This window comes from Yokenella regensburgei (assembly GCF_003634235.1).
GTDB classification, from domain to species: domain Bacteria; phylum Pseudomonadota; class Gammaproteobacteria; order Enterobacterales; family Enterobacteriaceae; genus Yokenella; species Yokenella regensburgei.
On record NZ_RBIZ01000003.1, the window covers coordinates 1,770,569 to 1,784,861 of the forward strand.

The 14,293-nt window shown below is 56.7% G+C and carries 17 protein-coding genes; 4 read left to right on the forward strand and 13 right to left on the reverse strand.

Annotated features, from left to right (window positions below; genetic code table 11):
- Window positions 1-30 precede the first annotated feature (30 nt).
- The 9 genes from flgJ to flgB are packed head-to-tail and all read right to left on the reverse strand — an operon-like array spanning window position 31 to window position 7,258.
- Complete coding sequence (flgJ, locus tag C7387_RS08710) at window positions 31-978, reverse strand: flagellar assembly peptidoglycan hydrolase FlgJ (protein WP_038258260.1); 948 nt, start codon at window positions 976-978, stop codon at window positions 31-33.
- Window positions 978-2,075: a flagellar basal body P-ring protein FlgI gene (locus C7387_RS08715; protein WP_006819469.1), complete on the reverse strand. Its 1,098-nt coding sequence runs from the start codon at window positions 2,073-2,075 to the stop codon at window positions 978-980. The genes flgJ and C7387_RS08715 overlap by 1 nt, the downstream gene beginning before the upstream one ends.
- Before the next feature lie 12 nt (window positions 2,076-2,087).
- Window positions 2,088-2,786, reverse strand: a complete 699-nt coding sequence (locus C7387_RS08720; protein WP_038258262.1) for a flagellar basal body L-ring protein FlgH — start codon at window positions 2,784-2,786, stop codon at window positions 2,088-2,090.
- A gap of 55 nt (window positions 2,787-2,841) precedes the next feature.
- Window positions 2,842-3,624: a flagellar basal-body rod protein FlgG gene (gene flgG, locus C7387_RS08725; RefSeq protein WP_006819466.1), complete on the reverse strand. Its 783-nt coding sequence runs from the start codon at window positions 3,622-3,624 to the stop codon at window positions 2,842-2,844.
- A gap of 5 nt (window positions 3,625-3,629) precedes the next feature.
- Window positions 3,630-4,385 (reverse strand): flagellar basal body rod protein FlgF, encoded by a 756-nt coding sequence (locus C7387_RS08730; RefSeq protein WP_006819464.1) that lies wholly within the window; start codon window positions 4,383-4,385, stop codon window positions 3,630-3,632.
- A gap of 20 nt (window positions 4,386-4,405) precedes the next feature.
- Window positions 4,406-5,662, reverse strand: coding sequence for a flagellar hook protein FlgE (gene flgE / locus C7387_RS08735; protein WP_006819462.1), 1,257 nt, complete (start codon window positions 5,660-5,662; stop codon window positions 4,406-4,408).
- 26 nt (window positions 5,663-5,688) lie between these two features.
- Window positions 5,689-6,426 carry a flagellar hook assembly protein FlgD gene (gene flgD / locus C7387_RS08740; RefSeq protein ID WP_006819460.1) on the reverse strand — a complete coding sequence of 246 codons (738 nt, stop codon included), beginning with the start codon at window positions 6,424-6,426 and terminating at the stop codon, window positions 5,689-5,691.
- 11 nt (window positions 6,427-6,437) lie between these two features.
- A complete protein-coding gene (flgC, locus tag C7387_RS08745) occupies window positions 6,438-6,842 on the reverse strand; it encodes a flagellar basal body rod protein FlgC (protein WP_006819458.1) in 405 nt (134 codons plus the stop codon).
- A complete protein-coding gene (flgB, locus tag C7387_RS08750; RefSeq protein WP_006819456.1) occupies window positions 6,842-7,258 on the reverse strand; it encodes a flagellar basal body rod protein FlgB in 417 nt (138 codons plus the stop codon). The genes flgC and flgB overlap by 1 nt, the downstream gene beginning before the upstream one ends.
- A gap of 156 nt (window positions 7,259-7,414) precedes the next feature.
- Here flgB and flgA point away from each other — a divergent pair, with 156 nt between their 5' ends.
- The 3 genes from flgA (at window position 7,415) to flgN (ending at window position 8,887) form a co-directional block, all read left to right on the forward strand.
- Window positions 7,415-8,074, forward strand: a complete 660-nt coding sequence (flgA, locus tag C7387_RS08755; protein ID WP_120816518.1) for a flagellar basal body P-ring formation chaperone FlgA — start codon at window positions 7,415-7,417, stop codon at window positions 8,072-8,074.
- 92 nt (window positions 8,075-8,166) lie between these two features.
- The gene (gene flgM / locus C7387_RS08760) at window positions 8,167-8,460 is read left to right on the forward strand and encodes a flagellar biosynthesis anti-sigma factor FlgM (protein WP_038258270.1); all 294 of its coding nucleotides are present in this window, start codon (window positions 8,167-8,169) and stop codon (window positions 8,458-8,460) included.
- Between the two features lie 4 nt (window positions 8,461-8,464).
- A complete protein-coding gene (flgN, locus tag C7387_RS08765) occupies window positions 8,465-8,887 on the forward strand; it encodes a flagella biosynthesis chaperone FlgN (RefSeq protein ID WP_006819453.1) in 423 nt (140 codons plus the stop codon).
- Between the two features lie 60 nt (window positions 8,888-8,947).
- On the opposite strand, the gene murJ is transcribed toward flgN, so the two are convergent.
- The 4 genes from murJ to rimJ form a co-directional block, all read right to left on the reverse strand.
- On the reverse strand, window positions 8,948-10,483 hold the full coding sequence (gene murJ / locus C7387_RS08770) for a murein biosynthesis integral membrane protein MurJ (protein ID WP_120816519.1): 1,536 nt from the start codon (window positions 10,481-10,483) through the stop codon (window positions 8,948-8,950).
- Window positions 10,484-10,603: 120 nt separating this feature from the next.
- Window positions 10,604-11,530: a Gfo/Idh/MocA family protein gene (locus C7387_RS08775; RefSeq protein WP_006819451.1), complete on the reverse strand. Its 927-nt coding sequence runs from the start codon at window positions 11,528-11,530 to the stop codon at window positions 10,604-10,606.
- 1 nt (window position 11,531) lies between these two features.
- Window positions 11,532-12,182 (reverse strand): YceH family protein, encoded by a 651-nt coding sequence (locus C7387_RS08780; RefSeq protein ID WP_038258273.1) that lies wholly within the window; start codon window positions 12,180-12,182, stop codon window positions 11,532-11,534.
- A 17-nt stretch (window positions 12,183-12,199) separates the two neighbouring features.
- Entirely contained in the window at window positions 12,200-12,784 is a 585-nt protein-coding gene (gene rimJ / locus C7387_RS08785; RefSeq protein WP_006819446.1) for a ribosomal protein S5-alanine N-acetyltransferase, read from the reverse strand.
- A gap of 239 nt (window positions 12,785-13,023) precedes the next feature.
- Here rimJ and mdtH point away from each other — a divergent pair, with 239 nt between their 5' ends.
- Complete coding sequence (gene mdtH, locus C7387_RS08790) at window positions 13,024-14,232, forward strand: multidrug efflux MFS transporter MdtH (protein WP_006819444.1); 1,209 nt, start codon at window positions 13,024-13,026, stop codon at window positions 14,230-14,232.
- The last annotated feature ends 61 nt before the right edge of the window (window positions 14,233-14,293 follow it).

Here is a 14,293-nt window from a genome sequence, read left to right on the forward strand (position 1 = left end):
TCGACCACAGCACGACAAACTTGAGTGATTTCAGAACAGATTTTCAATATCGTTGCTGTAGGCTTTGCTCACTTTTTCGCCCATGGATTTCAGCTGTTGGATCATGCTGGTGAGCTTACGGGCATAGTTCGGATCGGTGGCGTATCCGGCGCTCTGCAGCGCCTGTGCGCCCTGCTCCGCCGTCGCGGCGTTGGTCACTGCGGCATAGCGCGGGTTGCGGGTCAACAGACCCACATAATCGGATAACGCTTCCAGATACGAGCTGTAAACGCGGAATTTGGCTTTCACTTTCTTCGCTTCGCCATTTTCAAATTCCGTGGTGGTGATTTCCGCCACCTTGCCCTTCCAGTCGGATGAGGCCTTTACCCCGAAGAGGTTGAAGCTTGGCTCGCCGTTTTCACGACGGATCTGCCGCTGGCCCCAGCCGGATTCCAGCGCGGCCTGCGCCAGAATCAGATGGTGTGGAATACCACTTTGCTGGCTCGCAAGTTTTGCCGGAAGCGAGAGCTGCGCCAGGAAGTCTTTGCTGTCACCGGAAAGCGCAGCATCACTGCCCGACGGCGCCTGAGGAATGGCTTTACGTACCATCTGGCGCAGGGTGTCATTCTGGTAAGTCGTCACCGTTTGCAGATCGAACTTCAGCGGTACCTGGGCGGCAGGCGCGGCGTCGCCCTGCGCACCGCCCATCTGTTTCACCATCTCCTCGGCAAGACCCAGCCCTTTACCGGCGGTCATCTGCTGGGCAATTTGCTGATCGTACATACTGGTATAAAGACGCGTCTGATCGGTACTGAGCGCCCCGTCTTTCGGCAGGGCTTCTCGCATACTTTTCAACATCATCTGCACGAACATCCCTTCGACCTGCCGGGCGACAGATCGAAGGTTGGCCTGCGGGTCCTGACCCGCTTTGGCCTTCAGTTCGTTGAGTGATTGTGCGTCCCAGGCCGCACCGCTCAGCAGTTTGCTATCACTCAGCATTAGATAATCTCAACTTTGGCACGCAGGCAGCCCGCGCTTTGCATCGACTGGAGGATCGACATCAGCTCGATAGGCGATGCCCCCAGCGCGTTGAGCGCCCGGACGACGTTGTTGAGATTCGCACTGGAACGAACGCTCTGAATCGCACCACCACTCTGACGCATATCAATCTGCGTTTGCGGTGTGACCACCGTCCGCCCACCGCCAAATGGCGTATCCGGCTGGCTCACCTGCTGGGAACGGTTCACCGTCACCGAGAGGTTACCCTGCGCAACGGCACAGCTGTCGAGCGTCACTTCGCGGTTCATCACCACGGAGCCGGTACGGGAGTTGATAATCACCCTCGCATCCTGCGGCGTGACGTTCACTTCCATATTCTGGATATCGGCCAGCAAACGCACCTGGCTGCTGTTACCGGTCGGTGCATGCACCTGAACGGTACGCGCATCAAGCGCGGTAGCATTGCCGTAACCGCTGCGGCGGTTAATGGTGTCGGCAATTTGCTGCGCCAGGGTAAAGTCTTCCTGATTCAGCTGCAGATTGATGGTATTGCTGGAGCCAAACTGGTTCGGCAGCTCACGTTCAACCACCGCACCGTTGGTAATGCGCCCGCCGTTAAGCTGGTTCACCTGCACACTGCTACCGCCCGCCGACGCCCCCGCGCCGCCGACCAGAATGTTCCCCTGCGCCAGCGCATAGACCTGGTTATCGACCCCTTTTAACGGCGTCATCACCAGCGTACCGCCGCGCAGGCTTTTAGCGTTACCCATGGAAGAGACCACCACGTCGATGGTCTGCCCCTGACGGGCGAACGCCGGGAACTGGGCGGTAACCATCACCGCCGCCACGTTTTTCAACTGCATGTTAGTCCCGGCCGGAACGGTGATCCCGAGCTGCGACAACATGTTATTCAGGCTCTGGGTGGTAAACGGCGTCTGCGTGGTCTGGTCACCTGTACCATCCAGCCCCACCACCAGGCCATAACCGATTAGGGAGTTTTCCCGCACGCCCTGAATGCTGGTGAGATCGCGAATACGCTCGGCATGTGCGAATCCTGTCACCAGTACCAGAACCATGCTAACCAGGGTTTTAAACATAATTCACCTCGTTTACATCGGCGATAAGTTAAGGAAGAAGCGCTGCAGCCAACCCATGTTCTGCGCCTCGTTGATATAACCATTACCCACGTACTCGATGCGGGCATCCGCCACCTGGGTGGAAGGTACGGTGTTGCTGCCGCTTATCGTGCGTGGGTTTACAACGCCGGAGAAGCGGATAAATTCGGTGCCCTGATTGATGGCTATCTGTTTCTCACCAACCACGTGCAGGTTACCGTTAGACAGGACCTGATCGACGGTGACGGTCAGCGTGCCGCTGAAGGTGTTGCTGGCATTCGCCCCACCCTTACCGTTAAAGCTGTTGCCGCCTGCGGCATCCACATCGGCACGTCCGTTGCCAAACAGACCCTGCAGATAACGCGGTACGGTACTGAAACCAAAGTTGGTTTTCCCGTCGCGGCTGGCATTCGCCGACGAGCTCTTACTGGCGCTGACGTTTTCCTGAAGCTGGATAGTCAGAGTGTCGCCAATGTTGCGAGGTCGTCGGTCCTCAAAGAGTGGCTGATAGCCGTAGTTAATCGGCTGCGCAGTCTGGAATATAGAACCGTTGACCACAGGAACCGGGCCAGGCGTGGGCTGTGCGGAGGTCGCGCCTTCCACCAGCGGCTTGGTCGGGATCAATGCGCATCCCGTCATGGATAGCACCATAACGGTAAGAAGCGGATAACAAAACGCAGCGGATTTTTGCATTGCTTTCATCTTCTGAATAAAAAATCCGGTGCGAGAAACTCGCACCGGTTACCTCTTACAGCTGCGTCAGTTTCTGCAGCATCTGGTCAGTGGTCGTAATCGCCTTACTGTTAATTTCGTAGGCGCGCTGAACCTGGATCATATTGACCAGTTCCTCTGCCACGTTAACGTTCGACGTTTCAACGTACCCCTGGTACAACAAACCGGCACCGTTCAGCCCCGGCGTGCTCTCGTTCGGCGCGCCGGAGGACTGGGTTTCGGTGTACAGGTTTTCACCAATGCTCTCCAGACCGGTATCGTTCATAAAGGTGGTCAGGTTAAGCTGACCGACCTGCACCGGGTTGGTTTGCCCCTGCTGGGTTACGCTGACCACACCATCACGACCGATGGTGATGCTCAGGGCGTTCGCAGGAATGGTAATAGCCGGCTGCACCTGGAAGCCGCCAGCGGTCACCAGTTGGCCGTTCTGATCTACCTGGAAGGAGCCATCGCGGGTATACGCCATGGTGCCGTCCGGCAGCATTACCTGGAAGAAGCCCTGGCCTTTGATCGCCACGTCTTTACTGTTGTTGGTCTGAGACAGGTTGCCCTGACTGTGCAGACGCTCAGTCGCCACCGGACGAACACCGGTACCAATCTGCAGACCAGACGGCAGCGTGGTTTGCTCAGAAGACTGAGCACCCGGCTGACGGATGGTCTGATATAACAAATCCTCAAACACGGCGCGCTGGCGCTTAAAACCATTGGTGCTGACGTTTGCCAGGTTGTTGGCAATCACGTCCATATTGGTTTGCTGCGCGTCCAGGCCAGTTTTGGCGATCCATAATGAACTGATCATAATCTTTAGCTCATAGACAAGAGTTGGTTAGCCTTCTGCGCGTTGCTATCGACGTTGCTGATAACCTTCATCTGCATTTCGAAACGACGCGCGCTGGCGATCATATCGGCCATTGCCGCCACAGGTTTAACGTTACTTCCTTCCAGTACGCCGGACTGCAGGCGAATACTCTGGTCAGCTTGTAACATTGGCCCACGGGTCGCCTGTGCGGCGGCGCTGAGACGGAACATACCGTCATCACCGCGCACCACTTCATTGTTCTGGGCTTTCACCAGTTTCAGTCGTCCCACCGGCGCAATGGTGTTCGGCGGATCGCCCGGGTTAAGCGCAGAAATGGTACCGTCGGCCGCGATAGTGACTTCGGAACCTTCCGGCACCACAATCGGGCCGCCTTCACCAATGACCGGATTTCCCTGAATGGTGAGCTGTCCGGTTGGGGTGACCTGGATGTTACCGTTACGGGTGTATCCTTCGCTGCCGTCTGCGGCCTGAACGGCTAACCAGCCGTCCTGCTGCAGCGCAACATCGAGCGGCCGTGCCGTATAGTCCAGCTGACCCGGCGTCATATCGGCACCCGGCGTGGAAGCAGTAACCAGCGTACGGGTCTGCACGGTTTCCCCGTTAACAGGCACCGCACGTAACGCCGTCAGCTGAGCGCGAAAACCAGGCGTCGAGCCGTTGGCGAGGTTGCTGGCAGTCACTGCCTGCTGATCCAGCGTCTGGCTGGCCGCGCCCATCGCGGTATATATTGCGTGATCCATTAAGCCATCCCTTCAGGCGCTTAGCGCAGGTTAACCAGGGTGTTGAGGATCTGATCCTGGGTTTTGATGGTCTGCGCGTTAGACTGATAGTTACGCTGCGCGACAATCATGTTCACCAGTTCTTTACTCAGATCGACGTTAGAGGCTTCCAGCGCACCGTTGGTGAGCTTACCGAAGTTACCTTCGCCCGCGGTGCCAAGCAGCGCCACGCCGGAAGACTGAGTGGCTGACCAGACGTTGTTGCCTTCGGACTGCAGACCTTCGTTGTTCGCGAAGTTGGCGAGAACAATCTGACCCAGAACCTGGCTCTGTTGGTTGGAGTAGTTACCGACTACCGTGCCGTCGTCGTTGATCTGATAGCTCACCAGGTCGCCCGGTTTGAAACCGTTCTGGTTGGTCGCCACGATGTTGTTAGAGCCGGTGTTCTGCTGCATGGAGTTCAGGAAGCTCAGGCTAAAGGTGCTCGCCTGAGAGCCGTTCAGAGAACCCATGGCGATGTCGATCTGCGGCTGAGCGTTAGCGGTCGGTGCCAGCGCGCCGGTTGCCGGATCGTAGTTACGTACTTCGGTCAGCGCACCGCTGTCGCTGTAGGTCATCTGCGCCTGTTTAATGGCGGTGGAACCCGCGATGCTGGAGTCCTGGGTGTAGACATCCCATTTGTTATCCGCGGTTTTGACGTAGTAAACGTTCATGTCGTGGGAGTTACCCAGACTGTCGTAAACGGTCACAGACCCTTTTTTGTTGTAGCTGTCAGCGTTAGCCGGATCGAACGGAGACACCTTCGGCAGTTTGTCGGTGGAGTTCAGGTTGATCTGCTGAGACGCGGTGGTGGTGGCTTTCGCCGCCATCAGCGTATTCGGGATATTCAGCGGAACCGGGTTTGCACCCTGCTGAACGGTCGGCGGAGTACCGGTTGCCGGGTAGCCGGTCAGCTGCATACCCTGCATGTTGGTCAGGTTACGGTTTTCATCGAGCTTGAACTGGCCGTTACGGCTGTAGTAAATGGTGCCGTTGCTGTCGACCATACGGAAGAAACCGTTCTGGCTGATAGCGACGTCCAGCGCACGGCCAGTACCGGTGGTGGTGCCGTCGGTGAAATCCTGAGTGATCCCGGCAACTTTTACACCAAGACCCACTTTGGAGCCGGCGAACATGTCAGCAAATGACGCTGAGCCGGATTTAAAGCCATAAGTGGCGGAGTTGGCAATGTTGTTGCCGATGACATCGAGATTAGTCGAAGCAGCATTCAGGCCGCTGACCGCTTGAGAAAAGGACATAACTTTCTCCTGATAAGGTTGAAGGCTTAGAGAATCTGGCGAACTTCACTGAGCGTGGTGGTGCCGAAGACACCGAGATCCAGCACGTTACCGTTGGCATTACGAGTCACCCCCTGAACCGGGGCAAACTTCAGCGGCTGGGCGACCAGCTGCGTACCGCCGTTGCTGGCTGTAATGGAAACGTTGTAAGCACCGTCCGGAACATTGCTGCCATCCGTCTGCGTACCATCCCAGGTAAAGGTATGAACACCGGCAGACAGACCGCCCAGTTCAAGGGTACGTACCACTTTGCCGGTATTGTCGGTAATGGTGACGGTGACTTTATCGGCAGGCTGCTGCAGCTCAACGCCAAACGGCGTGGTGCTGACCTTGCCGCCCTCGGTCGCCTCCTGCGTACTGACTTTGTCGCCATCGGAGGTTTTCTCAGAACCGGCCAGAATCACGTTACCCGGGATCATGACGCCACGACCAATCAGCGACGCTGCCTGCAGCGACTGATTGCTGTCTATCTGTCCGGAGATTGAACCCAGGGTGGTGTTGAGTTTTTCAATGCCGCTTACGGTACTGATCTGCGCCAACTGCGTGGTCAGTTCGTTGTTCTGCATCGGGTTGGTCGGATCCTGGTTTTTCAGCTGCGCCACCAGTAAGGTGAGAAAGCTGTTCTGCAGATCCGCAGAGTTACTGCCGGTGAGTGAGCCGGATCCGCCGGTTTTGGTCGTCGCTCCGGTATTCGTGGGATCGTTAACGTTAACCGCTATCGACATGGTTTCCTCCTTTATTGACCCAACGTCAGGGTTTTGAGCATCATGCTCTTCACGGTGTTCAGCACTTCAACGTTCGCCTGGTAGCTGCGGGACGCTGACATGGTGTTGACCATTTCCCCGACGACATCAACGTTCGGCATCCGCACATAGCCCTTTGCGTCCGCCAGCGGGTTACCCGGCTGGTACACGAGCTTGTCCGGTGCCTGGCTTTCCACCACATCGCTGACCTTCACACCCCCCGTCGCCGCACCCAGAGGGGCATCGACCTGGAACACCACCTGCTTGGCACGATACGGCTGGCCATCTGGCCCGGTCACACTGTCGGCGTTCGCCAGGTTGCTGGCCGCCACGTTCAGTCGCTTGGACTGTGCGGTAAGCGCAGAACCTGCAACATCAAAAATGTTAAGCAACGCCATCAGTTACCCCCCTGCAGTACGCTCATCATGCTTTTGATTTGTCCGCCAAGGACGGTCAACCCGGTTTGATACTGCAGGCTGTTATCCGCAAACTGCGTACGTTCCCGGTCCATATCGACGGTGTTGCCATCCATCGACGGTTGATCGGGAATGCGGTACAGCAGGTCGGTCTGCGGTGCAGTCATCGCCTGGGCGGGGATATGACGAGCAGAGGTCAACGACAGTGAAACACCATTGGTTTCTGCCCTACCACGCTCCATCACTTTTTTTAGTTCGCTGGCAAAGTCGATATCGCGCGCCTGGTACCCCGGGGTATCGGCGTTGGCAATATTGGCAGCCAGAATCTCCTGACGACCGGCACGCAGATTCAGCGCTTCCTGCTGAAAACGTAGCGCGGCGTCGAGTTTATCGAGCATGGCTCCTCCGCTAATGACAAAGATTCAGCGCACACTTTAATTCTCTATGCGCCAAGGTTATCGCCGGAATAAACGCAAAATGCGTCGCTATTTATTCCGTTGAACTCTTTGCACTACGGGTAGAATCCTGTCATTCCTGAACAGACTGGGGTGGCGATGCGTATCCTGAAAAGTACTCTGACACTTGGCTTGCTGTTGCTAAGCCCGCTGGCGTTGGCGCAGGATCTCAATGCGCAACTGACGACGTTTTTCACCCAACGGCTCGCCGGTTTCAGCGACGACGTGACGGTGAACGTTCGCAGCCCGGAAAACACTTTTCCGCAATGTGATGAACCTGCGCTGAGCGTGCCTTCCAGCGCTCGTCTGTGGGGGCACCTGAACGTGCTGGCACAATGTGGCCCGGAGAAGCGTTATCTGCAGGTCGATGTTCAGGCGGTAGGCAATTACGTTGTGGCGGCACAGGCCGTCACGCGTGGCAGCCTGCTACAGTCGGAGAGTGTGACGTTAAAACGTGGCAGACTGGATACCCTTCCGCCACGTACCATGCTGGATATTGCGCAGGCACAGGATGCTATCAGCCTGCGCGATCTGGCCCCTGGTCAGCCGGTTCAGCTGTCGATGCTGCGGCAGGCATGGCGGGTAAAAGCCGGTCAGAAGGTCCAGGTTATCGCCAGCGGTGAGGGCTTTAGCGTCAATGGAGAAGGTCAGGCATTAAACAACGCTGCGGTGGCGCAAAACGCCCGCGTGCGCATGTCATCGGGCCAGGTGGTCAGTGGCAGGGTCAATGCTGATGGGAATATTCTGATTAACCTATAATCTTTTTAAAGAATTTGCGCGGGCTGCCGATAAATTATCAACATATGATGATGGCAGGTTGGTATGCCACAAACCTCGATGAGGACAGAACAATGAGCATTGATCGTACATCGCCCCTGAAACCTGTTAGCGCGGTACAGCCTCGCGAAGCCAATGATGTCGGTACGCAGAAAAGTCGTCTGGAGAAATCGTCTGCCAGCAACAGCACCAGCGTGACGTTAAGCGACGCCCAGGCGCGCCTGACTCAGGCCGGTAACGGCGACATCAACGTTGAACGTGTTGAAGCATTGAAAACGGCGATTCGCAACGGCGAGCTTAAGATGGATACCGGCAAAATTGCCGATGCGCTGATTCAGGAAGCGCAGAGTTCGATTCAGAGTAAGTAACCGTATGAGTCGTCTGTCAGAACTTCTGGACCAAATGACAGTCATCCTGAACTCACTTAAAGAAGTGATGGATGCCGAACAGCAGCAGCTTTCCGTTGGCAGCATCAACGGCAGCACGTTGCAACGCATTACCGAAGAAAAAAGTTCGCTGCTGGCGGCGCTGGATTATCTTGAACAACAGCGCCGTATTGAGCAGGCGGCGCAGCGTTGCGCCAATGATGATATCGCTGGCCGCTGGCAAATTATTACGGAAAAGACGCAGCATCTGCGCGATCTCAACCAGCACAATGGCTGGCTGCTTGAAGGGCAAATCGCCATGAATCAGCAGGCGCTGGACGTACTGAAGCCGCATCAGGACCCGGGCCTGTATGGCAAAGACGGGCAAACCTTCAACGCCTCTCGCGGCGGTAAAAAGTTCTCGGTTTAATTCCTGCAAATACTATTTTATGTGGTGCCGGTTAGCGCTTTGCTAACCGGCAGCGCACTATTATGCCGTTCGGCGGGCAAACTCTTTCGCTTTAAAGCCCAATAGCATGAGCGTGGCAAAGTAGGTCACGATACCCACAACCACCACCGCAAACAGACGCATCAGACGTACAGGCATGGTTCCCTGCGACCACTCAGGCATCACGTACATCATGCCGAGAAGCGCTGCGGCCATCACCACCACCGCAACAATAAGGCGCAGTAAAAACATGCCCCAGCCCGCCTGCGGTGTGAAAATTTTCTGTTTCCGCAGCTGCCAGTAAAGCAGCGAGGCGTTAAGACAGGCGCCCAGACCAATCGAGAGCGCCAGCCCGGCGTGCTTCAGCGGCCCGATAAACGCCAGGTTCATTACCTGGGTCAGCACCAGGGTAACAATGGCAATTTTCACCGGCGTTTTGATGTCCTGGCGTGAATAGAAGCCAGGTGCCAGCACTTTCACCACGATAAGTCCCATCAGCCCCACCGAGTAGGCCACCAGCGCTCGCTGGGTCATCGCCGCATCAAAGGCGGTGAATTTGCCGTACTGGAATAAGGCCACCGTCAGCGGTTTAGCGAGGATGCCAATCGCGACGGCGCTTGGCAGTGCCAGCAGGAAGCACAGACGCAGCCCCCAGTCCATGAGACGGCAATATTCATCATGGTTGCCGCTGGCGAAGCTTTTCGACAGCGACGGCAGCAGAATAGTGCCCAACGCCACGCCCAGTACCCCGGACGGGAACTCCATCAGGCGGTCGGCGTAGTACATCCAGGAAACCGAGCCGGACACCAGGAATGAGGCAAAGATGGTGTTGATGATAAGCGAGACCTGGCTGACGGAAACGCCGAGGATAGCTGGCCCCATCTGTTTCACGACGCGCACTGCCCCGGCATCTTTCAGATTAATGCGCGGCAGAACCAGCATACCGATTTTTTTCAGGTGCGGCAGCTGGTAGAAAAGCTGCAGTACGCCGCCGACGGTCACTGCCCACGCCAGCGCCAGCACCGGCGGATGGAAATACGGCGCGGCAAACAGCGCAAAACCAATCATGCTGACGTTCAGAAAGGTTGGCGCAAAAGCGGGGACAGAGAAACGGTTCCAGGTATTCAGGATCGCCCCAACCAGGGAGGCCAGCGAGATAAGCAGAATATACGGGAAAGTAATGCGCAGCAGTTGGGTCGTTAAGGCGAATTTATCCGCCGTATCGGCAAAGCCCGGCGCGGTAATGGTGATAACCCAGGGCGCTGCCAGCATCCCCAAAATAGTCACCACCGCCAGCGCCAGCGTCAGCAAGCCTGAAACGTAAGAGACGAACACCCGGGTCGCGTCTTCACCCTGCTTGCTTTTATATTCGGCAAGGATCGGCACAAACGCCTGAGAGAAGGCCCCTTCGGCAAAAATGCGCCGCAGGAGGTTAGGCAACTTGAAGGCCACGAAAAAGGCGTCGGTCGCCATACCGGCACCGAACACGCGCGCAACAATCGCATCGCGCGCAAATCCCAGCACGCGGGAAAACATGGTCATTGAACTGACGGCCGCCAGCGACTTTAGTAAATTCATTGAAGTGTAATTCCACAACCCTGCAGCAAAACGCCTGCAAGGCAGGCGTAGAAAAGTGCCGATAGTCTACCGGGTTCCCGATGAATTACTACCAACAGATGTTACACGAGATTTATGCTGCTACTCATTCATCGCGTTCTGCCAGAGCTTCTCCACGATCCGCTGGGCAACCAGCGCCTGCTCACCAGACGTCTGGGGAACTGTCTGATTTTGCACACATTCGATAAAGTGACGCGCACAACCGGCAAAACCACGCTGCTCCAGCGTGCTTTCCCAGCCTGGCACCGGGCGCATGACGACGCCCGCTCCACGTTCTTCACGCCATTCGCGCATATCGGTCACTTCAAATACACCACCATCGGTTACCGCCTGCACGGTTTCACGCTGGCTACCCGCCCGACGGTGCATGCTGGTGGTGATTTGCAGCGACGACTGGCTGAAGTGATGTTCGGCGTAAAGCATCTCACCCTGATCGGTCGTCTGCAGCACGCCGCCCTGCAGCCTGGCACTGCCTCCCGCCAGCCACAGCGCGGTATCCACCACGTGCAGATAGTCGTCAAGCAGGGTGAAATGCAGATCATGAGGCCCTACGCTGTTGGTTCTGTGCTTATCCATACGCAATGATGACGCCGCAGAAAGCGTCGCTTTCAGCTCGTTATAACGTGGGGCAAAGCGACGATTAAAGCCAACCATCAGCGCCAGTTTGCGCCGCGCCGCCTGCTCCACCAGCCGCTCGGCATCAGCAAGCTTTTCAGCAAGCGGTTTGTCCACGCAGACATGCACCCCTGCTTTAAGCAGCTCGCTCACCACGTCGTAGTGCGTTGCGGTCGACGTGTGAACAAATACCGCATCGCACTGGGCAGCAAGCGCTGCCAGCGAGTCGGCGTAAGGAATGCGGTAGCTTTCGCAAACGGGCAGGGCTTTAGCTTTCGTCGGCGACCACGCCGCCTGCAGGGTCCAGTCAGTGGCGGCGCTGAGTACCGGTAACCACGCTTTTTGCGCAATACCGCCGAGCCCAACGACGCCTACGCGTAATTTTTGCGTCACGTTAATCTCCCAGGTGCGCCAGCAGTGAGTCAAGACGCAGCTTCAGCTCCGCCACTTCATCTTCAAGGGTTGCGACACGAGCGAGCAGACTTTCATCCTCTACCGGCGAGACTGCTTCAGCGACGGTTGCCAGGGTTTCCACATCACCGCTGAACAGGTGCATATATCGACTCTCACGCTTGCCTGGCTCTCTTGGCAGGCGCGCAACAAAAGGACCATCCTCACGGGCGGCAAGGCCTTCCAGCGTTGACTCAACCTCCGCCATATCACTGAACTCATACATCCGCTGGGCACGGCTTCGCAGCTCACCTGGCGTTTGCGCCCCGCGCAGCAGCAGGGTTGTGACGATAGCCACTTCGGCCGGGGTTAATTTCAGATCGCCAAATTCGGAATTGCAAAAGCGCTGCTCGTATTTTGTTACCCGGTTGCCAAAACCGCTGACCGTGCGCAGGTAATGGCGCTTCACCAGCATATCAAGATGCTCCTGCACCTCGGACTCGCTGAGCGACAGCACCGGCTCGCGGTTGGTTTTCTGATTACAGGCGGTCACTACCGCATTGACCGACAGCGGGTACTGCTCAGGCGTCGTCACCTGCTTTTCCAGCAGGCAACCAATGACGCGCGCTTCATATGCTGATAACTGATAGTTCATCTTATCCCCTTCATCCCTTAACGACCTGCGGTCCATTCCCGGGTGGTTAATGCGGTCAGAACATGGTCGCGCCACTCCCCGTCAATCAACAGGTAATCTTTGGCGTAACCCTCTTTTTCGAATCCCAGACGCGCCAGCAGTGCCCCGCTGCGCTGATTGTGCGGCATGTAGTTTGCCATGATGCGATGAATGTGTTGTGTCCGTTGCATATAGCGAATAACGGCAACCAGCGCTTCGTACATCAGCCCCTGCCCCTGCCATTTCTGCCCGATGGAGTAACCCAGGTAGCAGGCATGAAATGAGCCGCGCACAACGTTGGAAAAATTAGCCACGCCGATTATCTCTTTCTCATCAGGATCGAGCAGAGCAAAGTAGAAGGCCGAACCCTGTTTGTGGAATTCGTTAATCATGCTGAGCCGGGCCTGCCAGCCGGAGGGGTAACAGTGGCTGTCATCTCTCACCGGCTCCCAGGGCTTCAAATACTGGCGATTTTCCGCGTAATAATCGGCAAGCCGCCAGGCATCACGTTCATAAACCAGGCGCACCACCAGGCGGTCTGTCGTTAAGCGCACTTTCGGCACATTACTGCGATAGCCAAACATTTCCCCACTCCTTCACACGACCTGTAACCGCAACCACTCTTCTCTTCACTATACCTGCCCATTTGCGCTCTGTGAAAACAGCAACATACCATTTTTCTGCGCCACTTCCGCTTTTCAATTAAAAACCTCAATCAATCTTGCCTTTTGATAAAAAAATATTGTCGCTGGCAGCATAGGAAAAGCCCGCAACTCCCCGCAGAATAAGGAAGCATCTCTTTTTTATTTTCCCAGGGGGGGAAATGTCCCGCGTATCGCAGGCGAGGAGCCTGGGTAAATATTTCCTGCTGGTCGACAACATGCTGGTCGTGCTCGGCTTTTTCGTTGTATTCCCACTCATTTCCATTCGCTTTGTCGATCAGATGGGCTGGGCTGCCCTGATGGTGGGTATTGCGCTGGGTCTGCGTCAGCTGGTTCAGCAGGGTCTTGGCATTTTTGGTGGCGCAATTGCCGACCGCTTTGGTGCTAAACCCATGATCGTCACCGGGATGTTGATGCGCGCGGCAGGATTTGCCACGATGGCGGTCGCTCATGAGCCGTGGCTGCTGTGGGTGTCGTGCTTTCTTTCCGGTCTTGGCGGCACCTTGTTCGATCCCCCCCGCGCCGCGCTGGTGGTCAAGCTCGTGCGCCCGCATCAGCGTGGACGCTTCTTCTCGATTCTGATGATGCAGGACAGCGCCGGCGCCGTTATCGGTGCACTGCTGGGCAGTTGGCTGCTGCAGTATGACTTCCGCCTGGTGTGCAGCGCCGGGGCGGTGCTGTTTATCCTTTGCGCGGCGTTTAATGCCTGGTATCTGCCGGCCTGGAAACTCTCTACGGTGAAAACCCCGGTTCGTGAAGGTCTCGCCCGCGTGCTGCGCGATAAGCGCTTCGTCACCTACGTGTTGACCCTCACTGGCTATTACATGCTGGCGGTACAGGTAATGCTAATGCTGCCGATTATGGTCAACGATATTGCGGGCTCTCCGGCGGCGGTGAAATGGATGTACGCCATTGAGGCCGCCATTTCCCTGACGCTGCTGTACCCTATCGCCCGCTGGAGCGAGAAACGTTTTCGCCTGGAGCAGCGTCTGATGGCCGGGCTGGTGGTGATGTCGCTGTCGATGCTGCCAATTGGTCTCACCAGCAACCTGTCGCAGCTGTTTACGCTTATCTGCACCTTCTATATTGGCTCCATCATCGCCGAGCCTGCACGTGAAACGCTGAGTGCACAACTGGCCGATTCACGCGCCCGCGGCAGCTATATGGGCTTCAGCCGTCTGGGGCTGGCCTTCGGTGGGGCCTTTGGTTACGCCGGTGGCGGCTGGTTGTTTGATACCGGCAAAGCCTTCAACCAGCCGGAGTTGCCGTGGCTGATGCTCGCCATCGTCGGGCTTATCACCTTCGTGGCGTTGTGGTGGCAGTTCAGCCAGAAGCGCGCGTCCTCGCGGATGCTCGAGCCGCGTCTTTAAGCCTCTCAGGGCGGTGGATCCCTCGAGTTCACCGTCCCTCCCCCTCGTTTTCAGCATTTTC

Excerpts from the sequence above, each read along its gene's own strand:
- flgJ (WP_038258260.1), bottom strand. The coding sequence starts at position 978 with ATGCTGAGTGATAGCAAACTGCTGAGCGGTGCGGCCTGGGACGCACAA.
- C7387_RS08715 (WP_006819469.1), bottom strand. The coding sequence starts at position 2,075 with ATGTTTAAAACCCTGGTTAGCATGGTTCTGGTACTGGTGACAGGATTC.
- C7387_RS08720 (WP_038258262.1), bottom strand. The coding sequence starts at position 2,786 with ATGCAAAAATCCGCTGCGTTTTGTTATCCGCTTCTTACCGTTATGGTG.
- flgG (WP_006819466.1), bottom strand. The coding sequence starts at position 3,624 with ATGATCAGTTCATTATGGATCGCCAAAACTGGCCTGGACGCGCAGCAA.
- C7387_RS08730 (WP_006819464.1), bottom strand. The coding sequence starts at position 4,385 with ATGGATCACGCAATATATACCGCGATGGGCGCGGCCAGCCAGACGCTG.
- flgE (WP_006819462.1), bottom strand. The coding sequence starts at position 5,662 with ATGTCCTTTTCTCAAGCGGTCAGCGGCCTGAATGCTGCTTCGACTAAT.
- flgD (WP_006819460.1), bottom strand. The coding sequence starts at position 6,426 with ATGTCGATAGCGGTTAACGTTAACGATCCCACGAATACCGGAGCGACG.
- flgC (WP_006819458.1), bottom strand. The coding sequence starts at position 6,842 with ATGGCGTTGCTTAACATTTTTGATGTTGCAGGTTCTGCGCTTACCGCA.
- flgB (WP_006819456.1), bottom strand. The coding sequence starts at position 7,258 with ATGCTCGATAAACTCGACGCCGCGCTACGTTTTCAGCAGGAAGCGCTG.
- flgA (WP_120816518.1), top strand. The coding sequence starts at position 7,415 with ATGCGTATCCTGAAAAGTACTCTGACACTTGGCTTGCTGTTGCTAAGC.
- flgM (WP_038258270.1), top strand. The coding sequence starts at position 8,167 with ATGAGCATTGATCGTACATCGCCCCTGAAACCTGTTAGCGCGGTACAG.
- flgN (WP_006819453.1), top strand. The coding sequence starts at position 8,465 with ATGAGTCGTCTGTCAGAACTTCTGGACCAAATGACAGTCATCCTGAAC.
- murJ (WP_120816519.1), bottom strand. The coding sequence starts at position 10,483 with ATGAATTTACTAAAGTCGCTGGCGGCCGTCAGTTCAATGACCATGTTT.
- C7387_RS08780 (WP_038258273.1), bottom strand. The coding sequence starts at position 12,182 with ATGAACTATCAGTTATCAGCATATGAAGCGCGCGTCATTGGTTGCCTG.
- rimJ (WP_006819446.1), bottom strand. The coding sequence starts at position 12,784 with ATGTTTGGCTATCGCAGTAATGTGCCGAAAGTGCGCTTAACGACAGAC.
- mdtH (WP_006819444.1), top strand. The coding sequence starts at position 13,024 with ATGTCCCGCGTATCGCAGGCGAGGAGCCTGGGTAAATATTTCCTGCTG.